Below are 21,733 nucleotides of genomic sequence, written 5' to 3'. Positions count from 1 at the left end.
GAGAACCGGAGCGGAGCGTACATTGAAGTACGTGAGCACCGGAAGCACAGAAAGCCGCCATATGCAGGCCACCATCACCCAAATCCCCGCCTAGACCAGTTCGCGGCCCTTGGCGTCGATGGCATTCGCCACCGCCTCGTCGGTCGCCTCGTCGGGCAACAGCATCTCGTTGTGCGCCTTGCCGGAAGGGATCATCGGGAAGCAGTTGGCCAACGTCGCCACGCGGCAGTCGAAAATCACCGGCTTCTTGACCGTGATCATCTCCTTGATGGCGTCGTCCAGTTCGCCCGGCTTCTCACAGCGTATGCCATGTCCGCCATAGGCTTCGGCCAGCTTGACGAAGTCCGGCATAGCCTCGGTATAGGAGTGCGATAGCCGGTTGCCGTGCAGAAGCTGCTGCCACTGGCGCACCATGCCCATGTACTGGTTGTTGAGGATGAAGATCTTGATCGGCGCATCATACTGCACCGCCGCGCTCATCTCCTGGATCGTCATCTGCACCGAAGCGTCGCCGGCAATGTCGATGACCAGCGCATCGCGATGCGCGATCTGCACGCCCAGTGCCGCCGGCAGGCCGTAGCCCATGGTGCCGAGGCCGCCCGAGGTCATCCAGCGGTTCGGCTTGTCGAAGTGGAAATGCTGCGCCGCCCACATCTGGTGCTGGCCCACCTCGGTGGTGATGTAGGTGTCCTTGTCCTTGGTCAGCTGGTAAAGCCGCTCGATGGCGTATTGCGGCATGATCACGTCCGGGTTCGGCTTGTAGGCCAGAGAATCCCGTGCCCGCCAGCGCGCAATCTGCTCCCACCACGGATAAAGCGTCTTCTTGTCCGCCTTGGCGGTGGCCCGCCACAGCCGCACCATGTCTTCCAGCACCCTGCCGCAATCGCCGAGAATGCCGACATCGACCCGCACGTTCTTGTTGATCGACGACGGATCGACATCGATGTGGATCTTCTTGGAGTTGGGCGAGAACGCGTTCAGCCGCCCGGTAATGCGGTCGTCGAAGCGCGCGCCGATGCACACCATCACGTCGCAGTCGTGCATGGCCATGTTGGCTTCATAGGTGCCGTGCATGCCCAGCATGCCGAGCCAGTTCTTGCCGGAAGCCGGATAGGAACCCAGCCCCATCAGCGTGGACGTGATCGGGAAGCCGGTGAGGTCCACCAGCTCGCGCAGCAGGTGGCTCGCTTCCGGACCGGAATTGACGACGCCGCCGCCCGTATAGAGGATCGGTTTCTTCGCGCCGGCCATCAGTTCGACCGCGGCCTTGATCTTGTCGAGGTCGCCCTGCAGCTTCGGCTTGTAGCTGGTGCGCGGCGCCGCCTGCGGCGAAACGTAAGTGCCGCGCGCAAACTGCACGTCCTTCGGAATATCGACCACCACCGGACCGGGACGCCCCGTCGTCGCAACATGGAAGGCTTCATGGATCGTCCGGGCAAGCTCGTTGACGTCCTTCACCAGCCAGTTGTGCTTGGTGCAGGGCCGCGTGATGCCGACCGTATCGCATTCCTGGAAACCGTCCGAGCCGATCAGCGATGTCGGCACCTGCCCCGTCAAGCAAACCAGCGGGATCGAATCCATCAGCGCATCCTGCAGCGGCGTCACCGCATTGGTGGCGCCGGGACCGGAGGTCACCAGCATCACGCCAGCCTTGCCGGTCGAGCGCGCATAGCCTTCTGCGGCATGGCCCGCGCCCTGCTCGTGGCGCACGAGGATGTGCTCTATATCGTCCTGCTGGAACAATTCGTCGTAGATCGGAAGCACCGCACCGCCCGGATAGCCGAAAATGTGCTCGACGCCATTGTCCTTCAGCGCCTGCACCACCATTTCGGCGCCTGTCATCTCGCGCCGCTCGTTCTGTCCGTTGCTCATCGGTTTGGTCCCGTCTTGTTTCGCTTCAGCGAAGCGTTTTCTGGTCGTTTAGTCCTGTTTTGGATAATAAAAAAGGCCCCCGAGGGAGCCTGTGTCTTGCGCATGGGGGGATTTCGCCCGGCGGTTACACCGCCTTGCCCACGCGCCTGCCTACTACGAGAATGAGTGCCGTCTTCATGGGCGCGGACAATAGTTGCGAATTTCCCGTCCTGTCAACGTGAAATCGTCACGTCCCGCGCCAGTCAAGCAAAGCGGCCTTTGAGACGAATTTGAACGACCGCGTTAGGTCTACTGCAACCATGCCGTCAAACCCCGCCTTAACCGGACCCACGTAAGGTTGCGAAACGGAAATGGGGGCACCGTGAATGTTTGTAGAACGCCAAAGTGCAGTTGGTGAAACCACCTCGCAGGAACGCCGCGAAACCGTGCAATCGGAAGAGCGCGTCCTTGGTCATGTCGTCCAGTGCGATGGCTCGCGCGCCGTCATCAGCGCCTTTGCCGATGAAAGCGAAGGCAGCACCCAGGAGCGTTGGACCGTCGGCAAGATGATTTCCATCAATCTCGGCGCGACCCGCACCGTCGGCCTGGTCTATGCCGTCGGCAAGTCGGACAGGTCATGGAACCCCGACGTTCCCAATCCGATCGAAGTCGAAGTCGAACTGGTGGGAGAAGTGCGCGACAGCGTCGATCATGGCGGCAAGGCCATATTCGACCGCGGTATCGCCAATTATCCTTACGTCGGCGCCAGTGCCCATCGCATCCGCAGCCGCGACCTTGAAGCGGTCTACGACCTCGCCGGCCGCCGATCCATCAACATCGGCAATCTGTCGCAGGACGAGGCGATCGACGCCAATATCGCCATCGACGACACGCTTTCGCGTCACTTCGCCGTTGTCGGCACCACCGGCGTCGGCAAGTCGACGGCCGTATCTCTTTTGATGCGCAAGGCCATCGAGGCGCGCCCCGACCTGCGCATCCTCATCATGGACCCGCACAACGAATTCGCCGCTTCGCTGCCCGATCATTGCGTTACCGTCGATACCTCCACCCTCGACCTGCCGTTCTGGATGTTCAAGCTCGAGGAGTTTGCCGAAGTCCTGTTCCGTGGTCGCGGCACCATTCCTGAAGAGGTCGACATGCTGCGCGACCTCATTCCGCTTGCGAAAAACCTCTATCGCAACCCCGGCGCCGGCAGCTACATACGCCGCGGCTCGGATGCGATGACCGCCGACACGCCGGTGCCCTATCGCATCGCCGATCTCATCAAGCAGATCGACGAGCGCATCGGCCTGCTCGACGGCAAGGCCGATCGCCCGATCCTGAAGTCTCTCAAGACGCGCATCGAATCGGCCGCCGCCGATCCGCGCTATCGCTTCATGTTCAACTCCAAGCTGATCGAAGACACTATCCACGAAACCATCGGCAACATCTTCCGCGTTCCGCATGACGGACGCCCGGTGACGTGTTTCGAAATGGCCGGCCTGGCCTCGGAAGTCGTCAATTCGGTCTGTTCGGTGCTGGCGCGTCTTGCCTTCGACCTCGCTCTATGGAGCGAAGGACGGCTGAAACTGCTCCTCATGTGCGAGGAAGCGCACCGTTACATGCCGGCAGACCCCAACTTGGGCTTTGCGCCGACCCGCCATGCGCTCTCGCGCATCGCCAAGGAAGGCCGCAAATATGGCTGCTTCCTCGGCATCGTCACCCAGCGTCCGGGCGAACTCGACCCAACCATCCTGTCGCAGTGCTCGACGGTTTTCGCCATGCGCCTTGCCAACGAGCAGGACCAGGCCATCATCCGCTCGGCCATCGCCGATTCTTCCGCTTCCACGCTGTCGTTCCTGTCCTCGATGGGGCAGCGCGAAGCTATCATCTTCGGCGAAGGCACGGCGACGACCATGCGCATGAAGTTCGAGAAGCTCAATCTCAAGCTGATCCCCGGAACCAGCAAGAATGACGATGCCGCGGAAGGCGACGACAAGGACGTCGATCTCGCCACCATCGTTGAGCGGCTGCGCAACGTCGCCAAGCCACAGCAGACCATCGCATTTGCCGAGGCGGTCGATACCACCCGCCAGGCTGGCGATCCCGATTACCGCAAGCCGGCAACACAGCGGGTCGAAAGCAACGACGATTTCGACCTGCGTTACGGCCTGAAGCCAGCGACGTTCGGCATACGCCCGCAAAACGAATAGGCATTTTGCGCAACGACGCCTACCGCTGCCACGCCGTAAAGGCGTGGCATTTGTTTTTAAGCTGGGTCATGTCGAAACCTGCACCCAGCCTTGAAAGTGCCTGCACAACCCTCCCCGCGTCATGATCCCGGAATGCTCTTTCGAGCGCAGCGAGGAAGGAATATCCGGGATCATTCGCAGCGGTTGGAAATTGGCGCAGTATTCTGGGCGACAGCGCGCTTTCTCTCCCCTTTGATGAAGAGGTTCGATCCGGTTACCGGTCGAGTGCCTCGTCAGGCACCCCCCTCTGGCCTGCCGGCCATCTCCCCCTCAAGGGGGGAGATCACGCGATTGCCATGCTTTCATCCGGTCCTGAGGTCACAGAGGCGGCTGTAAGCTTGAAGCTGCCGATCTCCCCCCTTGAGGGGGAGATGGCCGGCAGGCCAGAGGGGGGTGTTGTTCTTGTGAGGCTTCTGATCGCGTAGTGGACAAATCACGCCTTCCCGCAAAATCTCTCGCTCCACTTATCCCCACCGTCTGCATCTCCCGCATACTCATGCCATCGCCCTTGCGGGAGACCTGGTGCGCACCGGGTATCAGGGAAGGGCGTCGGTGCCGGGCTGGTCGTCGTCGGTAGGCGGCTGGGTGATGAACCCCTAAGTTCGGCCCTCGAACCGGGCGCAGTGTTGCCCGCAGTTGTCAGTCATTGAGGCTGGAGCTGCGGCATGGCCGGTGTATCGGTTGAGGGAAGCCACCGGACGGGCGGCCGCGAGGCCGCACTATCTATCTAAACGAGCGACCGAACGGCCGCCCGTCCTCCCGACCTCTCAGATGAGGTCCGTTCTTTGACAATGGCCAGACGGCATTAGCCGGGCGTGGCGATGAATAAGTGTAGGCATACCTACCTCCCTCCCTCTCCCACGTCGGCAATTGGCCAAATTTCGCGAGGGAATTTGTCAGGCCGGGTCGGATGGCGTGACGTTCGAGGAACCGGAGCGGAGCGGACATTCAAGTCCGTGAGCACCGGAAGCCGAGAAGGTTGCGTCAGGCGGCCGGCCTCACGAATTCTTCCGCGGAATTTTAGGCGCAGACGCGATTTCGTCCCTGCCGCTTGGCTTCGTAGAGCTGGCGGTCGGCGCGGCGATAGAATTCGTCGCCGGATTCCTTGCCGTCCCATATGGCGAGGCCGACGCTGGTCGTAACGCGCAGATGGATATTGCCGGTCGGGATCGTAAGGTCGGCAACCGCCTTGCGAATTCGTTGGCCGAACCGTTCGAGCTTGTCGACGTCCATGTTGGGCGTAACGACCGCAAACTCTTCGCCGCCAAGGCGCGCCACGACGTCATGGTAGCGGGTCATGTCCTTCAGGCATTTTCCGACGGCCTTCAGCACCTCGTCGCCGACATCATGGCCGTGCGTGTCGTTGACCTGCTTGAAATGATCCAGGTCGAGGATCATCAGCCCGATCGGCTTGCCGATGCGGCGAAACTCCTCGATGTAGGCGCTGAGCGCGGTGTCGAAATAGCGCCGGTTGTGCGTGCCGGTCAGGCTATCGGTCAGCGCCGCCATTTCCATCGTCTCGGATCGCGCGCTGAGCGAGGCGGTCATGGCGCGCAGCTTGCCCTCCTCCTGCACCTGCCTGCGGATCAGCGGGTAGATGAAAAAGGTGCCGAAGCACAGCGCGGCCGCCAGCAGCAGGCTGATAATGAAAAGGAGTTGATTGAGATAAGTGACCTTGGCCAGCCTGTCCGGATTGCGCACTTCCAGCGCGAACGACTGCAACTGGCCATAGGCATGCAGCATCACCAGGCTTGCCGCCAGGATCACAAAAATGAAGACGAAAAAAGCCCACTCCGCCTTGTGGAAGCGCATAAAAACCCGCCTGAAAACGCCCTTCCGAATGATGCCACAGGCAGCCTTAACAAAGGTTAACGGCTGCAACCTTTGGGAGAGAATTTTTTCCTGCCACGGCCTTGGGATTGCAGGAAAAACCGGCCTCTCAAATCGTCAGGTCGAGGCTTTCCGTTGGCTGGACCCGCTGCCAGCGCTCATCGAGCTGATGGCGAAACCAGGTCGCCTGCCGCTTCGCATATTGGCGTGTCGCAGCCTTGGCCCGTTGAATTGCCTGCGCAAACTCTATCTCTCCCGCAATGGCAGCCTGCAATTCGGGCACGCCTATCGCCTTCATCGCCGGTAGCGCCGGGTCGAGGCCAAGCGCCGTGAGTTGTCGAACCTCATCAAGCGCACCCCGCTCGAGCATCGTGTCGAAGCGTGCCTCGATGCGTTCCACCAGGGCCTCGCGATCAGGTTCAATCACAAAAAAGTGAGCGCTGTCCCGGTCTATCAGCGGCATGCCGCGCTCCGCCTGCCAGCTCAAAATGGAACGCCCCGACGCCTCAAGCACCTCCAGCGCCCGAACGATGCGCTGGCCGTCGCTCGCCCGCAGCTTCATCGCCGCTGCGGCATCCTCTTGCATGAGAATGCGATGCAGCCTTGGCGCTCCCTGCTCGTTCAACTCGTAGCGCCAGCGATCCCGAACATGCGATGGGATTTCCGGCATTTCGGAAATGCCTTCGCTCAGCGCGCGAAAGTAGAGCCCGGTACCGCCGACGAAAACCGGCCTTTGCAGCACGAACGTTCCTGCGTCGATCAGCTTGCCGACGTCGCGCAGCCATTTTCCGGTCGAATAGGCGACCGACGGATGGACGTGCCCGTAAAGATGGTGCGGCACGCGCCTCAGTTCTTCGACACCGGGCCGGGCCGTCAGCACATCGAGGATCGAATAACCTTGCATGGAATCCGTGTTGGCGATGACGCCGCCATATTTCTCGGCCAGTGCAAGCGCCAGCGCCGACTTGCCGCTGGCGGTCGGCCCGGCTATCAGGATCGCGTTCTTCACGCGGCCACTGCCCGCCTCCTCACCGGAATTTCCAATGCCGCTCATTGCCACGCTCATTTCCCATCCCGCCAGCCGCTCGCTGACGCCGGCGCTTGCGAATATGGCGTCAAAGGCCGTCGGTGCAAGCACTGTTCTCTGGCTGGCCGAAGGCATTGCCTGCGATCTCGTCCTGCCGACAGATGCCGATAGCGCGCGCAACCACGGCCTGCTGCGTGAAGCCCTCGCTTCCGCGCCGCTCGACATCGTCGTCCAGGAAACGGAGAACCGGCGCAAGAAAATCCTCGTCGCCGACATGGATTCGACCATGATCGACCAGGAATGCATCGACGAACTAGCCGACGAAGTTGGCCTGAAGGAACACGTCGCCGCCATCACCGCCCGTTCCATGAACGGCGAAATCGCCTTTGAGCCGGCGCTGCGCGAACGCGTCGCCTTGCTGAAGGATCTCGACATCGCCGTCGTGGACCGCATCATCGCCAATCGCCTCACCCTCGCCTCAGGCGGCCGTGCCCTGGTTGCCACCATGCGCGCCAACGGCGCATGGACAGCCCTCGTGTCCGGCGGCTTCGATGTCTTCACCAGTCGCATCGCGGCAAAACTCGGCTTTGACGAAAACCGTGCCAATCACCTCGTCGAACGCGATCGCCGCCTGACCGGGGAAGTCAGCGAGCCCATCCTCGGGCGCGTTGCCAAGGCCGATGCGCTGAACGAGATTGCCTCGCGCCTCGGCCTTACCGCCGCCGATGCCATCGCTGTCGGCGACGGCGCCAACGATCTCGACATGATCCGCCTCGCCGGCACCGGCGTAGCGCTTCACGCCAAGCCGTCAGTAGCCGCAGAGGCCAAGGTGCGCATCGATCACGGCGACCTTACTGCCCTGCTCTATCTGCAAGGCTATACCAGCCAGGAATTCGTCACGTGACCCAGATCCGCACCGAACGCCTCATCCTACGCAACTGGGAAGAGCGCGACCGCGCGCTTTTCCATCGCATCAACTCCGATGACCGCGTCATGGAGTTCTTCCCGTTCCGGCGCAGCCGTGCTGAGGCAGATGCCAAGATGGACGAATTCCGCGCCGCGCTCGACCGGCAGGGCTTCGGCTGGGCCGCAGCCGAAATTGCCGCGACCGGCGACTGCATTGGCTTCGTCGGCCTCAGCCGCACCGATGACACCCCTTTCATGCCCGCCGGCACCATCGAGATCGGCTGGCGTCTCGCGCCGGAATTCTGGGGCCACGGCTATGTCGCCGAAGCCGCAAAAGCCTGGCTCCGTTACGGCTTCGAGACGATGAAGCTCGGGGAGATCGTGTCGTTCGCCGTGACCGCCAATCGCCGCTCGACCGCCGTGATGGAGCGCATCGGCATGCGCGCCGACCCTAGGCGCGACTTCGATCATCCCCGCGTTCCGGACGGCTACCCGCATCTCAGGCGGCATAGCTTCTACAGCATCACTGCTGACGAGTGGGTTGGGCAACAAGAGACGGAGCGCTAGGAAACGCCGACCGCACGCTTCAGATTGTCCGCTCGGCTCGGGCCAGACCATGCGCAATGAGACGGTCGATGATTTCCGGGTAGCTCACCCCGCTCGCCGCCATCGCCTTTGAATACATGCTGATGTTGGTGAAGCCGGGAATGGTGTTCACCTCGTTCACGACGAACTTCATGTCTACCATCAGGAAGAAGTCGACACGTGCCATGCCATCGCAGCCGAGCGCACGGAAAGCTTTCGCCGCCGCGTCCCGCATCGCTGTCTCGACCTCCGGCGGCAGCTCCGCCGGGACCTTCAACGCTGCGCCGGCTTCATCGACGTATTTCGCATCATAGCTGTAGAAGCCATGACTTTCCGCAGGAACGATCTCGCCGGGTCGCGAAACGAACAGTCCTCCCGACGCATCCTCCAGAACACTGAATTCGATCTCGCGCCCCTGGATGAATTCTTCGGCAAGCAGCGTGTTGTCATGCTTGAAACCCTCGGCCAGCGCCGGCAGGAACTCCTGGCTCCCGGACACTTTTCTGACACCGACCGAAGAACCCTGCCGCGCCGGCTTGACGAAAATGGGAAGCCCAAGCTCGCCTTCCATTGTCGCGAAGTCGGGTGCTAGGCTTTCGCTGATCGTCATCGATCTGGCAACGGGAAGCCCAGCGGCTTGCAGCAACCGTTTGGCAATCACCTTGTCGAGCGCGGTCGCAGACCCCAGGATGCCGCATCCCGCCAGCGGCACGCGCGCCACCTCCGCCAGCCCCTGACAAGAGCCATCCTCGCCATAAAGCCCGTGCAGCACCGGAAACAGGATGTCGATCCTGCCGGCTTCGGTCACCTTGCCGTCGGGCCCGATCTCCACCATCCGCCCGAACCCGCCGGGTATTAGGCAAATTTCGCTGCCGCTCGCAGGTTGTGCAAGCGCACCGTCTTGAACGCGGCTGCGCAGCCATCGCCCTTCGCGGGTAACGAAAATCAGGACAGGATCGTACTTTTCCGGGGACAGCGCATTGACGACGTTTGTTGCCGAAAGCAACGAGACTTCGTGCTCTGCGGAGCGCCCACCAAACAACACGCCAATACGAAGTTTGTTCGAAGCACCGGCCATAAGCACCCTTTCCCCGATCCGCCCCCACTCAGGGGAAACTTCGGCCCCATGATATTACAGGGTCGAGCCGCACCACTTCGCAACCATGACCGGACACCCGGACATGGTCGGGAACCGGCGGAAATATCGCCGTTTTCGCTTGATTGTCAGACACTTGTCCGCGACTTCGGACTCAATCCATGCGGATCGTTACGAAGCGCAGTTCCCCACTCTTGGAAGCGAGCATCAACAGCGCGTTCTTGCGGCCCTGTTCCTTCAGCGCGCCGATGCGGTCCATGACATCCTTCGGCGTCGAGACCGATTCCTGGGCGATTTCGGTAATGACCTCACCTGCTTGCACGCCGCGCTCGGCGGCAGCCGAATCCTTGGCCACCTCGGTTACGACAACACCGTTCACGTCGGCCGCGATGCCAAATTTGCTGCGCGTTTCGTCGTTCAGCTCGCCGATGGTCATGCCGAGCACGGAGGCCGTCGCCACCGCCTTGTCCTGCTCGCTGCCGCCGTCTTCCTCGCTGCTTCCCTCTTCGCTGCTGGCAAGTTTCTCGCCGTCCTCAAGCCGGCCAAGCGTCACCTTCACGGTCTGCTCCACGCCCTTGCGGACGATCACCACATCCACGGCCTTGCCGACCGGGCTTTCGGCGACGATGCGCGGGAGGTCGCGCATCTCGTCGATTTCCTTGCCGTCGAAGCTCTTGACCACGTCGCCCGGCTGGATGGTGCCGTTGTCCACCGGTCCGCCCTTGATGACGCCAGCGATCAGCGCGCCCTTGGCGCTCTTCATGCCCAGGCTTTCGGCAATGTCGTCGGTCACAGGCTGGATACGCACGCCGAGCCAGCCGCGGCGTGTTTCGCCGAACTCGCGCAACTGGTCGACAACGCCCACCGCAAGCTGTGAGGGAATGGAAAACCCAATGCCGATCGAGCCGCCCGAAGGCGAGATGATTGCCGTATTGATGCCGATGACCTCGCCGTTCATGTTGAACAGCGGGCCGCCCGAATTGCCGCGATTGATGGCCGCATCCGTCTGGATGAAGTCGTCATAGGGGCCGGAATTGATATCGCGATTGCGCGCCGAGATGATGCCGACCGTAACCGTTCCGCCAAGCCCGAACGGATTGCCGATAGCCATCACCCAGTCGCCAATGCGCATGTTGTTGGAATCGCCGAACTTCACCGCCGTCAGCTTGTGCCCTTTCGGATCGACCTTGAGCACGGCGATGTCGGTCTTGGTATCGGTCCCGACCAGTTCCGCCTTCAGCGTCACGCCGTCCGAGAAATTGACCTCGATGTCGTCGGCATCGGCAATGACATGATTGTTGGTGACAACGAAGCCTTGCTCGGCATCGATGACGAAGCCGGAACCCAGCGACTGCACCTTTTGCGAACCACCGCCGCGCTCGCCGCCACGATCCTTGAAGAACTCGTCAAAGAAATCCTGGAACGGCGAACCTTCCGGCAATTGCGGCATCGGCACGGCACCCGGCCCCTCGGTGCCCTTCACCGTCTGCGACGTCGAGATGTTGACCACCGCGCCCAACAGCCCTTCCGCTAGGTCGGCAACGGAAGCCGGACCATTTTGGGCCACGCCAGGCGCAGCGTTCTGCGCCATGGCCACGGGGACCGCCATCGTGCCCGCCAGAGCAAGCGCCGTTGCGGCAAACATGGTTTTCCGCGCTGCTCGCAGAAGAACTTCGGTGGTCATCAAGGAGCTCCCGGGATTTGTAGAGGTCGCGTCGCAACCGCGCTTCGCTTGCTATGATGGCATTAAATAAGGCGCGTTTGCGACCTTTGTGCCCCGCCCCGGGTAAATCATGCGTTATTCCCGGACTGAATTATTTTCAGCCCCGCACCAGCCAGACGATGCCGACGCCAATGGCAATGGTGGCAAGCCCCGCCATCCTCAGCACGCCTTCCGGCATCGCCAGCACTTCGCTGGCGAGCCGTTTGGCCAGTTTCGGAAAACCGCCATAGACCAGGCCCTCAACGACGAGAACCAGGCCCATGGCTGCCAGGAAATCCTGCACCTTTACTGGCCGTTGCCAGATTGAGGCGCTGCTGCCGGCGCCGGCGGCGTTGCGCCGGCGGGATTGCTGTTGGGGTTGCGGAAATAGCGGAAGAATTCCGAGTCCGGTGAAAGCACCATCGTCGTCCCGCTATTGTCCAGCGCTGTTCCGTAGGCGCTCATCGAGCGATAGAACTCGAAGAAGTTAGGATCGCGCATATAAGCATCGGCGTAGGTGGCGCTGCGCTCGGCATCGCCCTGGCCGCGCAGGATTTCCGATTCCTTCTGCGCTTCCGCGATGATTTCCACGACCTCGCGGTCGGCGCGGGCGCGAATACGCTGCGCCGCCTCGTTGCCGCGTGCCCTAAGCCGCTCGGCCTCGGCCAGACGTTCGGCCTTCATGCGGTCGAAGGTCTGCTGCGAGACTTCCTGCGTGAGATCCGTACGGCGGATACGCACGTCGACGATTTCGAGGCCAAGCGAAGTGGCGTCGGGGCGCAATTGATCACGCACCTCGCGCATCATCACGCCGCGTTCCTCCGACAGCGCCGCTTCGAAATCGCGCAAGCCGTAGACCCGGCGCAGGGCGGCGTCGAGACGTGTTCTCAGGCGCTGTTCGGCCAGTTCGATGCTGCCCGAAACAGCGGAGCGGAACACCCGCGGATCCGAGATGCGATAAGCGATGAAGGCATCGACCTCGTAGAACTTGCCGCCGGATACCTGCACGCGAATATCGTCAAGATCGAAACGCAGTACGCGGTTTTCGATCATCTGCACATTGTCGGCATCGAAGAACGAGAACGGCGCCTTGAAGTAGATGCCGGGCTCGGTCTTGACCTCGACGATCTCGCCGAAGCGCAAGATAATCGCCTGCTGGCGGGCATTGACCACGAAGATCGAGGAAAATGCCAGGAACAGAAGAACGGCAACGAGGCCGACGATAAAGGGAAGCCGGTTAGCCATTACTGCGTCCCTCCGCTCGTGGGCTGCTGTGCCTGCGAACGCTTCTGGATTTCCGGAAGCGGCAGATAGGGCACGACGCCCTGTCCGCTGCCGGTCTCCACGACAACCTTGCTGGAATCCCTCAACACCCGCTCCATCGTTTCCAGATAGAGACGCTGGCGCGTTACCTCGGGAGCCTTGGCGTACTCGTCGTAGACGGAGATGAAGCGCTGCGCTTCACCTTGCGCCTCCTGTACGACCCTGTTCTTGTAGGCCGCAGCCTCTTCTCGGATTTGCGCTGCCTGTCCACGAGCCTGACCCAGCTTCTGGTTGGAATACTGGTTCGATTGCTCGACGAACTTGTCCTCATCCTGTTCGGCTCGCTGCACTTCATCGAAGGCATCGGCCACTTCACGTGGCGGCGCGGCGTCTTCGATCGAAATAGCATTCACATTGAGGCCAGCTTTGTAGCCGTCGAGGGTCGTCTGCAGGATTTGGCGCACCGATTCGGCAATGCCTTGCCGGTCGTCGCGGAAAATGTCTTGTGCCGGGCGCCGGCCGACGACTTCACGCATGGCGCTTTCGGCAACCTGCCGCAGCATTCCGTCAGGATCGGAAACGTCGAACAGATAGGCGCGCGGATCGGAAACCTGATAGGCGACCGAAAACTGCACGTTGACGATGTTCTGGTCGCCCGAAAGCATCAGACCGGAGGATTCCGTGCCTCTGGTACCGCCACCGACGTTGACCAGTTGCTCGGAAATCTTGGCCGTTTCGACGGTTTCGATCGGCCACCAATGGAAATGCAGGCCCGGCTCGGACAATTCCGGCTTGGGTTCGCCAAAGCGAAGTTCCACCGCGATCTCGTCAGGCTGGACCGTATAGACCGCCTTGAAAACCCACATCGCGAGAAGAACAAGCGCAACAAGGCCGATCATCGCGGGACTGACGCCGCCGCCACCCGGCAAAGCGCGCCGAAGCTTGTCCTGTCCGCGCCGGATGATATCCTCAAGGTCAGGCGGCGATCCCTGCGGACCACTTGGCCCCCTCGGTCCCTGTCCCCACGGGCCTCCGCCGTTGCCTCCGCCGCCGCCCCATGGGCCGCCGCCACCGCTCTTGTCATTCCAAGGCATGAATGTCCTTTCGTCCGGAGTCCCTGAAGCGCCGGTCGACGGCGCTGCATCCCTATCCCCTCTATAGGGAGGCGAAGGCCCGCTTTCAACGTAATGAACAGGTCGAAGGCGCTGTTTTGGTTAAAGATAAGGTGAGCCGCGACCCTTTGTCGTCCGTTTCCCGCAAAAACACGGAAAAATGAGCTATCGCCTTCTCTCGTAGAAGGTATAGCGCGTCGCGTGGCTGTCCTTCTCGCCGGCCGGCGTATCCTCCGACCGAACCGCCTTCCAGATGGCAGGATCGATCGGCGGGAACCGCGCATCGCCCTCAACGGAGGCCAGCACATGCGTCACATGCAGCCGGTCGGTGAGCGGTAGCGCCTGCTCGTAAATCTGCCCGCCGCCGATGATGCACACTTCTTCCACGCCGCCGCTGCACCGCGTCCGCACTGTTGCCAGCTTGATCGCGTCGTCCAGCGAATTCGTCACCTCACCACCCTCCACGCGGTAAGCCTCGTCGCGCGTCACGATTATGTTCAGCCGCCCCGGCAGCAGCCGTCCGATGCTCTCATAGGTCTTGCGCCCCATGATGACCGGCTTGCCGATCGTGTCGGCCTTGAAGCGCTTGAGATCGGTCGAAAGCCGCCACGGCAGCCCGCCCTCGCGCCCGATGACCCCGTTTTCAGCAATCGCCACATAGATAGCCACAATCATTGCGGGCCGCCCTCATCGCTCCAGGTATCCAGAAACAGGATCTGTATATCCTGTTCCGGGTAAAAATCCTCCGCTTCCATCTGGAATGTCGTCGGCCCGATTTTCTTCACTCCGGTCCCGCAGAACGAGACGATGCTCTTGGGATCGCCCTTGTCGATGGTCAGGCGAAACTTGCCGATATTGCCCAGCGCCCAGTTGCCGCCGGTCGTCAGCACATAGTCGATCCGGCTCTCCGAATAGGGCGGGAAGCTGTCGCCATTGGCTTTCGCGGCCTTGCGCACGGCATTCTCGAAGCCGCTGTCAATGCAGTAGCGGCCTTTGTAGTCGTCGTAGTCGCCTTGGAACTGCCCGTCATAGAAGAAGGAAAGTCCGGCCGTGCTGCCGACACTGGGCTTGTAGCTGTGCGACACATGCACGTCCTTGCCGGCAGGAAATGTCGCGCGCCACCAATAGGTCGAGCGCAGTTCCCACAGCGGCGTACGCTCCTTCTTCCAGCCGGAACCATCGTCATACTCGTTGAGCGTAGTCAGGCCGCGATCGCGCCACTCGTTCGCAACGTCGTCGGGCAGCTTCGCAAGTTGGTCGTAAACCTCTTGCGCGAACGGGTTGAGCGAAACGCCGTGTGCGGTCAGCTCCGCCGTAATATCCAGCCCGACCGCAAACGCCTTCTGCTCCAGTTGCGGCTGGATTGGCTGGCCGTCGCTCGTCCCGCTGAAGCCGAGGAAATTGTCGGACGCATCGTCGGGGATGCTGATATTCATGTCGGGTCCGCCGACGATTTCCGGCATCGGAAAGGCGACGATGGTGGTGATGTCGGTGTCCGATCCGTTGCGGAACACATAGTCCACCTTCACCCTGTCACGCGAAATGAACAGGTCCTCGCTCTGCATGGCGATGACGTCGTTGCGGGACAGGATCAGCCCGCCAGTGCCAAGCTCGGCAGTGGAATCGTTGGCGAGAGCCGGCGCGGCAGCAAGCGCGGCGGAAGCTAGCAAGGCGGTGCGGAACATCATCATGATTCCCCGTCGGTCATCGTCGCAACCTAACCGCTCCGCCCCCTGCTTCATAGCAGCATCGGCGCCCGATCAGCCTGTTCGCGGCTGGACATGCACTTCCCGATCAGGCAGGAAATCCGCCCATGCGAACCCTTATCGTCATCGGCATCGGCGCCGGAAATCCCGAACATATGACCATCCAGGCCATCTCCGGCCTGAACCGCGCCGACGTGCTGTTCATCCCGGACAAGGGTGCAAAAAAAAGCGACCTCTCCGGCCTGCGCCGCGAAATCTGCGACCGCTTCGTCACCAACCCGAAATCCCGCCGCGTCGAGTTCGACGTGCCGGTGCGCGACGAACCCGCGCCATCCTACCGGGCAACCGTGGACGATTGGCACGAGAACATCGCCGGCATCTACGAAGCACTGGTCCGCGACGAACTTTCCGAGGACGGCTGCGGCGCGTTCCTGGTCTGGGGCGATCCGTCGCTCTATGACAGCGCGCTGCGCATCCTCGAGCGTGTCAAGCAGCGCGGCAATGTCGAATTCACCGTCCAGGTCATCCCCGGCATCACCGCCGTTCAGGCGCTCACCGCCAGCCACCAGATTGCGCTGAACCGCATCGGCGACCCGATCCTGATCACAACCGGCCGCCGGCTGACCGAGGAAGGCATGCCTGCCAATGCCGGTTCCGTCGTCGTCATGCTCGACGGCAAATGCGCGTTCCAGGCCCTTGCGGACAAGGATCTCATCATCCACTGGGGCGCTTATCTCGGCACGCCGGACGAGATCATCATCTCCGGCCGCCTCGGCGACGTCGGCAGCCGCATCGTCGAAACGCGCGCCGAAGCCCGGACTCGCAAGGGCTGGATCATGGACACTTATCTTTTGCGCAAGCCTGGCGAACCGGAAGACTAGCAGCGGCCCTTTTCGCATCGCACCTTGGGATTGGCGTCAGGACAAGCCGAAAATGGCGGTTTTCGAGATCCCAAGCGGAGCGTGCCAAAGTACGCGAGCATCAAAAGCGCAGGAAACCGCCATTGCAGGCCGTCCTCACGCTGATCCCTCATCCGGCGTCGATTTCAGCCTGCAGAGCCAGCATATGCGTCGAAGCGGCAGATGCCGCAGCGCGCTCGATGGCGCGAAAGCGGCTCACTACCGCAAGCCCGATCGGCGTCAATTGCGCGCCGCCGCCACGCTTGCCCCCGGTCTGCGCACTCACCAGCGGTTTGCCGAACACTCGGTTCATGTCCTCGACCAGGTCCCACGCGTGCTTGTACGACATCTCCATGGCCCGCGCCGCGGCCGAAATCGACCCGAACGAGGCAATGTTTTCAAGCAACTCGATCTTGCCGGGACCGATACGCCCGTCAGGATCGAGATTAATGCGCAGGCTTAAGGAAGGCATCTCGCATGTCCGCAGTTCACTTCACACAGGCATAAAGCCATTTTATCGAGACCGCTATTCCAAAATGGAATAGCGGTGCCGCTTTTTTGTCACGCGTCCAGTTCACGGCGCAAGCCGGCAGCCGTATTGGCCTGGTCGAAACTCACGGTCTTGATAACCGCGAACACCGGCAGGCCGCGTTCCAGCTTCAGTCCCTGTCGCGATTGTTCGGTGATCCGCGCCATGATCGTCGCGCCGCCGCAGTCGATCCTCACATTGGCCGTCGCGCCTGCGCCCTTGTCGATCACAGCCACTTTTCCGGCCAGCATGTTCAAGGCGCTCAGGCCCTTTGGCCGCTCCGTCGCGATCATCACGTCGCGTGCGCGAATGCGTATGCGCACCGGCGCGCCGACCTCGACATCGACCCGTGGCACCCTGATCTCGCCGGCAGCCGAGGAAAGCACCGTCATGCCGAAGGTTTCGTCATGGCGCGCCACCCTGGTCTCCAGCACCGCGCCGCCCTCGCCGCGCTCGTCGGCAGGCAAAAGGTCCAGCCGCTGCATGATTTCGACGGTCGGCCCGCAAGCCGTAACCTTGCCGGTCTGCAGCACGACGACGTCGCTGGCCAGCCGCGCCACTTCGTTGATCGAATGGCTGACATAGACGATCGGTATCTTCATCTCGTCGCGCAGCCGTTCGATATAGGGCAGGATTTCCGACTTGCGCGCCTCATCCAGCGAAGCCAGCGGCTCGTCCATCAAAAGCAGCCTCGGACTGGCCAGAAGCGCGCGGCCTATCGCCACCCTTTGCTTCTCACCGCCGGAGAGCTTGCCCGGACGCCGCTCCAGCAGCGCGCCGATCCCCAGCAGATCGACCACCGCATCCAGTTCGACATAGCGCTCGCTATCCGGCGTGAACCAGCGTCCGAAATTCAAATTGTTCTTCACGCTCATATGCGGAAACAGCCGCGCATCCTGGAACACCATGCCAATGCGCCGCTTGTGGCGCGGCACGAACACGCCCTTTGCGGTATCGACCAGCACGCGGCCGTCGCTTTCAATGCGGCCCTGCCGTGGTCGGGCAAGCCCGGCAATCAGGTTGATCAGCGAGCTTTTGCCGGAACCGGAGGGCCCAAACAGGGCCGTAAGCCTTCCCTCGCTGGCGAAACTGGCATCCAGTTCGAAAGCGCCCAGCTTCTGGCGAATGTCGACCAGGATCGTCATTCGATGTCCATCCGCTTGCCAACCCGGCGCGCCAGCACCTCAGATGCAACCAGTGCCAGCATCGAAATAACGATACTGATAAGCGTCAGCCTCAGCGCCCCTTCGTCGCCGCCCGGCACCTGCGTGAAAGTATAGATCGCCGAGGGCAGCGTCTGCGTTTCGCCCGGAATGTTGGAAACAAACGTAATGGTCGCGCCAAACTCGCCCATCGCCTTGGCGAAGGACAGGATCGCACCGGCAATGATGCCGGGCAGGATCAGTGGCAGCGTCACGATCGTGAACACCCATAGCGGATTGGCCCCCAGCGTTCCGGCGGCGGCCTCGAGCTTGCGGTCGACCGATTCGATGGAAAGCCGGATTGCCCTCACCATCAGCGGAAAACCCATCACCGCGCAGGCAAGTGCGGCGCCCGTCCAGCGGAAGGAAAAGACAATGCCGAAATGTTCAGCCAAAAACGCCCCCGCCGGGCCGCGTCGGCCAAACGCCAGCAAAAGCAGGTAGCCCGTCACCACTGGCGGCAGCACCAGCGGCAGATGGACGAGCCCGTTCACCATCGTCTTGCCCCAGAAGCGCCAGCGCGCCAACGCATAGGCAATGAATATGGCGGGCGGAACGCTGGCCAGCATCGCCACCGTCGCCACCTTGATCGACAGCCGGACCGCATTCCATTCGTCGGGAGTGAGGTCCAGCAGCCAGTTCATGTCTTACTTCTGAAACGTCCGGTTGGATGTCAGGGTCTGTTGATATTCAGGCCAACGCAAGCCCGCAATGGCGATCTTCGAGAACCGGGACAGAATGCATGCAACGCGCATCAGCACCGGCGCTACGGAAAAACGCCATTCGCAGGCTGTCGTCAGCCGAATTTCAACACAACACCTCAGTTGCTGGCTGGCGCCAGAACCGTGAAGCCCTGCTCTTCGAACAGCTTCTTGGCCGCATCGGTGCGCAGGCACTTGAGGAAAGCCGGCGTATCGTCGTCCTTGGATTCCGCAGTCTGCGCAACCGGGTAGATGATCGGCTTGTGCGAATCTTCCGGGAACGTGCCGATGACCTTGACGCCGGGCTCCGCAACGGCGTCGGTCGCATAGACGATGCCGGCCGCAGCCTCACCCGTCGCCACCAGCTTCAGCGCGGCGCGCACGTTTTCGGCCTGGGCGAGCTTGCCCTCAACCGAGCTCCACATGCCAAGCGATTCCAGCGCTTCCTTGCCGTACTTGCCGGCTGGAACCGCCTTGACGTCACCCATCGCCAGCCTGCCGTCGCCGATCACCGCAGCCAGATCCGCGCCCTTCTCAAGCTTTACCTCGGCCTTTGAATCCTTCGGCGCAACCAGCACGATACGGTTGCCGAGCAACTGCACTTCGGTGTCAGTCTTGGTCAGCTTCTTCTCGGAAAGATACTTCATCCAGTCGAGATCGGCGGAGATGAACACGTCGGCCGGCGCGCCTTCCTCGATCTGCTTGGCCAATGCGGAGCTTGCCGCATAGGAAATCTTGGCAGCTTCGCCAACTTCCGGCTGGCAGGCCGTATTCACCGCATCGAGGGCGTTCTTCAGGCTCGCAGCGGCGAACACGATCACCTCGTCGTCGGCCTGCGCTGCCGGCGCCATCGCCATCATCATCGCGGCAAAACCGCCGGCGGCGGCGAGCGCCTTCAAACCAAAACCCTTACCCGTCAACATGAAAATCTCCCTGAGCTGTCGCAACTCTATTGCCAATTAATCTGGCCAAAGCCGCAAAACGATATATCCATCTGAATATAACAATGGAAGTCTTTTGCTCGGGATTGTCCAAAAATTGTTCCCCCCACCCTTTGGGAACAATGAGGTGCAGCCCGAGCTTTAAGCAGGTCGAAAAGCTGGAAAATCGGGTGGCCAGATCGGCATGCCATCGCCAAGACACAAGCTTTTCCATATAAAGGCGACCGGCATCACATCAGGAGACTTCACATGAAAATCAGCGCACGCAACCAGCTCAAGGGCAAGATTGTCGAGGTTGCCAAGGGTGCGACCACGGCACATGTGCGCATCGACATCGGCGGCGCGATCGTCACCGCTTCGATCACCAACGAGGCAGTCGATGAGCTGAAGCTTAAGGTCGGCGCGGAAGCCTATGCCGTCATCAAGGCATCCGACGTCATGGTCGCAGTAAGCTAGCGACCAGCTTTCCGCTCAAACCGCAATCGGCGCCTTGATCGAGGCATCGGCAACATATTTGTCCAGCCGGAAGTCCTCGAAACGGGGTCGTCCCCCCGGTCGAGGACTTTGGCGCAGCAGTTCGACGCCAGTTCGATCGTCCTTCGGATCGGACGGGATTAATAGGGCCTGACCCTAGCGACAGCTTTCCGTTCAAACCGCGATTGGTGCCTTGATCGAGGCATCGGCAACGTAGTTGTCCAGCCGGAAGTCCTCGAAGCGGAAAGCAAACAGGTCGTCCACTTTCGGATTGATCCACATCGTCGGCAACGGCTTGGGCGTGCGGGTAAGCTGCTCGCGCGCCTGTTCGAAATGATTGCTGTAGATGTGTGCGTCGCCCAGCGTATGCACGAAGTCACCCGCCTTCAGCCCCGTCACCTGCGCCACTATCATGGTCAGCAGCGCGTAGGACGCGATATTGAACGGCACGCCGAGGAAGATGTCCGCCGAGCGCTGGTAAAGCTGGCATGACAGCCGGCCGTTGGAAACGTAGAACTGGAACAGGCAGTGGCAAGGCGGCAAGGCCATGTCGTCCACTTGCGCCGGGTTCCAGGCCGACACGATCAGTCGGCGCGATTGAGGATTTCGCCGCAACTCTATGAGAAGATTCGCGATCTGGTCGATCTCACCACCATCGCCATCGGGCCATGAGCGCCATTGGCGTCCGTAGACCGGGCCGAGATCGCCTTTCTCGTCCGCCCACTCGTCCCAGATGGTGACGCCGTGGTCGTTGAGATATTTGATATTGGTGTCGCCGGCCAGGAACCACAAAAGCTCATGGATGATCGACTTCAGGTGCAGCTTTTTCGTCGTGATGACCGGAAAGCCGCGTTCGAGATCGAAGCGCATCTGGTAGCCGAATACGGAACGTGTACCCGTCCCGGTGCGGTCGCCCCGGTCGGTGCCGTTGTCCAGCACATGCTGCAGGAGATCGAGATATTGCCGCATCGGTCCCGTCCGATTGCCATGCGATTCGGTGGAGGGTCAGTATAGCCCCGCAATCCGTTACCGAATACCCGAAACCGCCCCCGGCGCAGCCACGCCCACAGCTTCAACGCGACAAGGCATCGAAGCCGAGGGAACAGCTACCCGATGGCCTTATCATAAGGTCAATCTTTCGGGCGCGGACGTTTCGCGTCAGGGTGAGACGAAAATGGCGATGTTCGAGAACCGGAGCGGAGCGTACTTAAGGTACGTGAGCACCGGTAGCGCAGAAAATCGCCAATTGCAGCCCACCATGGCGTGAAACAATTACAGGGATTTGAGTTTGCTGAGTTCCTTTGCAACCAGATAATAGAAGGTCACGCGGCCTTTCGAGCTGTCGGCGGCCATGGCCTTGGCAACTTTGGCGACAGCGGCTTCCGCCTTGGCTGCATCGACGCCAAGCTTCTTCACGCCCCAATTGTCGCGCACGCGGTCGAGTTCCTTCTTGTCGCTGGCGGCAACAAGCGAAGAATCCTTGTTTCGAAGCGCAATGCCCAGATGCTTCACGATCTTTTCGACCACAGCGGCATCAGCGCCGGCATCGTACTTCTTCACGTCTGCAAGGTAGTCAGCCATGGAATTTCCCCTCATCGGAGCCAAATTTCACATCAGGCGCCGGGGGATGGGCATCTGCTGCAACCTGCACGCTAGG

Annotated in this window: 21 protein-coding genes; 5 read left to right on the top strand and 16 right to left on the bottom strand. The window is 61.4% G+C overall.

The window, feature by feature from the left end:
- Nucleotides 1–90 precede the first annotated feature (90 nt).
- A complete protein-coding gene (locus tag ASD50_RS15295) occupies nucleotides 91–1,872 on the bottom strand; it encodes an acetolactate synthase 3 large subunit (protein WP_082549696.1) in 1,782 nt (593 codons plus the stop codon).
- Between the two features lie 365 nt (nucleotides 1,873–2,237).
- Between ASD50_RS15295 and ASD50_RS15290 the strand changes: the two genes are divergently transcribed.
- Entirely contained in the window at nucleotides 2,238–4,064 is a 1,827-nt protein-coding gene (locus tag ASD50_RS15290; RefSeq protein ID WP_056242920.1) for an ATP-binding protein, read from the top strand.
- A gap of 1,059 nt (nucleotides 4,065–5,123) precedes the next feature.
- Here ASD50_RS15290 and ASD50_RS15285 read toward each other — a convergent pair.
- Nucleotides 5,124–5,915, bottom strand: a complete 792-nt coding sequence (locus ASD50_RS15285; RefSeq protein ID WP_056242918.1) for a GGDEF domain-containing protein — start codon at nucleotides 5,913–5,915, stop codon at nucleotides 5,124–5,126.
- Nucleotides 5,916–6,042: 127 nt separating this feature from the next.
- Nucleotides 6,043–6,987, bottom strand: a complete 945-nt coding sequence (miaA, locus tag ASD50_RS15280; protein ID WP_056242916.1) for a tRNA (adenosine(37)-N6)-dimethylallyltransferase MiaA — start codon at nucleotides 6,985–6,987, stop codon at nucleotides 6,043–6,045.
- Between miaA and serB the strand changes: the two genes are divergently transcribed.
- Nucleotides 6,977–7,864, top strand: a complete 888-nt coding sequence (serB, locus tag ASD50_RS15275; protein WP_056242913.1) for a phosphoserine phosphatase SerB — start codon at nucleotides 6,977–6,979, stop codon at nucleotides 7,862–7,864. The genes miaA and serB overlap by 11 nt on opposite strands.
- Nucleotides 7,861–8,433, top strand: coding sequence for a GNAT family N-acetyltransferase (locus ASD50_RS15270; RefSeq protein WP_056242911.1), 573 nt, complete (start codon nucleotides 7,861–7,863; stop codon nucleotides 8,431–8,433). The genes serB and ASD50_RS15270 overlap by 4 nt, the downstream gene beginning before the upstream one ends.
- A gap of 19 nt (nucleotides 8,434–8,452) precedes the next feature.
- Here ASD50_RS15270 and ASD50_RS15265 read toward each other — a convergent pair whose 3' ends face one another.
- The 7 genes from ASD50_RS15265 to ASD50_RS15230 all read right to left on the bottom strand — a co-directional run bounded on the left by ASD50_RS15265 (nucleotide 8,453) and on the right by ASD50_RS15230 (nucleotide 15,309).
- Complete coding sequence (locus tag ASD50_RS15265; RefSeq protein WP_056242909.1) at nucleotides 8,453–9,529, bottom strand: D-alanine--D-alanine ligase family protein; 1,077 nt, start codon at nucleotides 9,527–9,529, stop codon at nucleotides 8,453–8,455.
- A gap of 172 nt (nucleotides 9,530–9,701) precedes the next feature.
- On the bottom strand, nucleotides 9,702–11,231 hold the full coding sequence (locus tag ASD50_RS15260) for a DegQ family serine endoprotease (protein WP_056242907.1): 1,530 nt from the start codon (nucleotides 11,229–11,231) through the stop codon (nucleotides 9,702–9,704).
- 136 nt (nucleotides 11,232–11,367) lie between these two features.
- Complete coding sequence (locus ASD50_RS15255) at nucleotides 11,368–11,553, bottom strand: DUF2065 domain-containing protein (RefSeq protein WP_056242905.1); 186 nt, start codon at nucleotides 11,551–11,553, stop codon at nucleotides 11,368–11,370.
- A gap of 2 nt (nucleotides 11,554–11,555) precedes the next feature.
- A complete protein-coding gene (gene hflC, locus ASD50_RS15250; RefSeq protein ID WP_056242903.1) occupies nucleotides 11,556–12,494 on the bottom strand; it encodes a protease modulator HflC in 939 nt (312 codons plus the stop codon).
- Nucleotides 12,494–13,606 (bottom strand): FtsH protease activity modulator HflK, encoded by a 1,113-nt coding sequence (gene hflK / locus ASD50_RS15245; RefSeq protein WP_056242901.1) that lies wholly within the window; start codon nucleotides 13,604–13,606, stop codon nucleotides 12,494–12,496. The genes hflC and hflK overlap by 1 nt, the downstream gene beginning before the upstream one ends.
- A gap of 183 nt (nucleotides 13,607–13,789) precedes the next feature.
- Nucleotides 13,790–14,299, bottom strand: coding sequence for a dihydrofolate reductase (locus ASD50_RS15235; RefSeq protein ID WP_056242897.1), 510 nt, complete (start codon nucleotides 14,297–14,299; stop codon nucleotides 13,790–13,792).
- Nucleotides 14,296–15,309 (bottom strand): DUF4424 domain-containing protein, encoded by a 1,014-nt coding sequence (locus tag ASD50_RS15230; protein ID WP_056243733.1) that lies wholly within the window; start codon nucleotides 15,307–15,309, stop codon nucleotides 14,296–14,298. The genes ASD50_RS15235 and ASD50_RS15230 overlap by 4 nt, the downstream gene beginning before the upstream one ends.
- Before the next feature lie 128 nt (nucleotides 15,310–15,437).
- Between ASD50_RS15230 and cobF the strand changes: the two genes are divergently transcribed.
- Nucleotides 15,438–16,211 carry a precorrin-6A synthase (deacetylating) gene (cobF, locus tag ASD50_RS15225; RefSeq protein WP_056242894.1) on the top strand — a complete coding sequence of 258 codons (774 nt, stop codon included), beginning with the start codon at nucleotides 15,438–15,440 and terminating at the stop codon, nucleotides 16,209–16,211.
- A 148-nt stretch (nucleotides 16,212–16,359) separates the two neighbouring features.
- Here cobF and ASD50_RS15220 read toward each other — a convergent pair whose 3' ends face one another.
- The 4 genes from ASD50_RS15220 to modA form a co-directional block, all read right to left on the bottom strand.
- Nucleotides 16,360–16,701 carry a winged helix-turn-helix domain-containing protein gene (locus tag ASD50_RS15220; protein ID WP_056242892.1) on the bottom strand — a complete coding sequence of 114 codons (342 nt, stop codon included), beginning with the start codon at nucleotides 16,699–16,701 and terminating at the stop codon, nucleotides 16,360–16,362.
- Nucleotides 16,702–16,790: 89 nt separating this feature from the next.
- Nucleotides 16,791–17,903, bottom strand: coding sequence for a molybdenum ABC transporter ATP-binding protein (gene modC / locus ASD50_RS15215; RefSeq protein WP_056242890.1), 1,113 nt, complete (start codon nucleotides 17,901–17,903; stop codon nucleotides 16,791–16,793).
- A complete protein-coding gene (gene modB / locus ASD50_RS15210; protein ID WP_056242888.1) occupies nucleotides 17,900–18,604 on the bottom strand; it encodes a molybdate ABC transporter permease subunit in 705 nt (234 codons plus the stop codon). Before modB ends, modC begins: the two co-directional genes overlap by 4 nt.
- A gap of 176 nt (nucleotides 18,605–18,780) precedes the next feature.
- Nucleotides 18,781–19,584, bottom strand: coding sequence for a molybdate ABC transporter substrate-binding protein (modA, locus tag ASD50_RS15205; protein WP_200952424.1), 804 nt, complete (start codon nucleotides 19,582–19,584; stop codon nucleotides 18,781–18,783).
- Nucleotides 19,585–19,851: 267 nt separating this feature from the next.
- Here modA and ASD50_RS15200 point away from each other — a divergent pair, with 267 nt between their 5' ends.
- Entirely contained in the window at nucleotides 19,852–20,058 is a 207-nt protein-coding gene (locus ASD50_RS15200) for a TOBE domain-containing protein (protein WP_056242885.1), read from the top strand.
- A 192-nt stretch (nucleotides 20,059–20,250) separates the two neighbouring features.
- On the opposite strand, the gene ASD50_RS15195 is transcribed toward ASD50_RS15200, so the two are convergent.
- Both ASD50_RS15195 and ASD50_RS15190 read right to left on the bottom strand, forming a co-directional pair.
- The gene (locus tag ASD50_RS15195) at nucleotides 20,251–21,045 is read right to left on the bottom strand and encodes a thymidylate synthase (protein ID WP_056242884.1); all 795 of its coding nucleotides are present in this window, start codon (nucleotides 21,043–21,045) and stop codon (nucleotides 20,251–20,253) included.
- A 303-nt stretch (nucleotides 21,046–21,348) separates the two neighbouring features.
- Nucleotides 21,349–21,657 (bottom strand): DUF2853 family protein, encoded by a 309-nt coding sequence (locus tag ASD50_RS15190; protein ID WP_056242883.1) that lies wholly within the window; start codon nucleotides 21,655–21,657, stop codon nucleotides 21,349–21,351.
- Between the last annotated feature and the right edge of the window lie 76 nt (nucleotides 21,658–21,733).

It is taken from the genome of Mesorhizobium sp. Root552 (assembly GCF_001427285.1).
Classification (GTDB): Bacteria; Pseudomonadota; Alphaproteobacteria; order Rhizobiales; family Rhizobiaceae; genus Mesorhizobium.
Note: the sequence above shows the minus strand (reverse complement) of the source record. Positions and strands in the feature narration are given on the sequence as shown.

Excerpts from the sequence above, each read along its gene's own strand:
- ASD50_RS15290 (WP_056242920.1), top strand. The coding sequence starts at position 2,238 with ATGTTTGTAGAACGCCAAAGTGCAGTTGGTGAAACCACCTCGCAGGAA.
- ASD50_RS15190 (WP_056242883.1), bottom strand. The coding sequence starts at position 21,657 with ATGGCTGACTACCTTGCAGACGTGAAGAAGTACGATGCCGGCGCTGAT.
- ASD50_RS15220 (WP_056242892.1), bottom strand. The coding sequence starts at position 16,701 with ATGCCTTCCTTAAGCCTGCGCATTAATCTCGATCCTGACGGGCGTATC.
- cobF (WP_056242894.1), top strand. The coding sequence starts at position 15,438 with ATGCGAACCCTTATCGTCATCGGCATCGGCGCCGGAAATCCCGAACAT.
- modA (WP_200952424.1), bottom strand. The coding sequence starts at position 19,584 with ATGTTGACGGGTAAGGGTTTTGGTTTGAAGGCGCTCGCCGCCGCCGGC.
- ASD50_RS15230 (WP_056243733.1), bottom strand. The coding sequence starts at position 15,309 with ATGTTCCGCACCGCCTTGCTAGCTTCCGCCGCGCTTGCTGCCGCGCCG.
- ASD50_RS15195 (WP_056242884.1), bottom strand. The coding sequence starts at position 21,045 with ATGCGGCAATATCTCGATCTCCTGCAGCATGTGCTGGACAACGGCACC.
- ASD50_RS15200 (WP_056242885.1), top strand. The coding sequence starts at position 19,852 with ATGAAAATCAGCGCACGCAACCAGCTCAAGGGCAAGATTGTCGAGGTT.
- ASD50_RS15265 (WP_056242909.1), bottom strand. The coding sequence starts at position 9,529 with ATGGCCGGTGCTTCGAACAAACTTCGTATTGGCGTGTTGTTTGGTGGG.
- ASD50_RS15285 (WP_056242918.1), bottom strand. The coding sequence starts at position 5,915 with ATGCGCTTCCACAAGGCGGAGTGGGCTTTTTTCGTCTTCATTTTTGTG.
- modB (WP_056242888.1), bottom strand. The coding sequence starts at position 18,604 with ATGAACTGGCTGCTGGACCTCACTCCCGACGAATGGAATGCGGTCCGG.
- serB (WP_056242913.1), top strand. The coding sequence starts at position 6,977 with ATGCCGCTCATTGCCACGCTCATTTCCCATCCCGCCAGCCGCTCGCTG.
- ASD50_RS15260 (WP_056242907.1), bottom strand. The coding sequence starts at position 11,231 with ATGACCACCGAAGTTCTTCTGCGAGCAGCGCGGAAAACCATGTTTGCC.
- hflC (WP_056242903.1), bottom strand. The coding sequence starts at position 12,494 with ATGGCTAACCGGCTTCCCTTTATCGTCGGCCTCGTTGCCGTTCTTCTG.
- hflK (WP_056242901.1), bottom strand. The coding sequence starts at position 13,606 with ATGCCTTGGAATGACAAGAGCGGTGGCGGCGGCCCATGGGGCGGCGGC.
- ASD50_RS15295 (WP_082549696.1), bottom strand. The coding sequence starts at position 1,872 with ATGAGCAACGGACAGAACGAGCGGCGCGAGATGACAGGCGCCGAAATG.
- modC (WP_056242890.1), bottom strand. The coding sequence starts at position 17,903 with ATGACGATCCTGGTCGACATTCGCCAGAAGCTGGGCGCTTTCGAACTG.
- ASD50_RS15235 (WP_056242897.1), bottom strand. The coding sequence starts at position 14,299 with ATGATTGTGGCTATCTATGTGGCGATTGCTGAAAACGGGGTCATCGGG.
- miaA (WP_056242916.1), bottom strand. The coding sequence starts at position 6,987 with ATGAGCGGCATTGGAAATTCCGGTGAGGAGGCGGGCAGTGGCCGCGTG.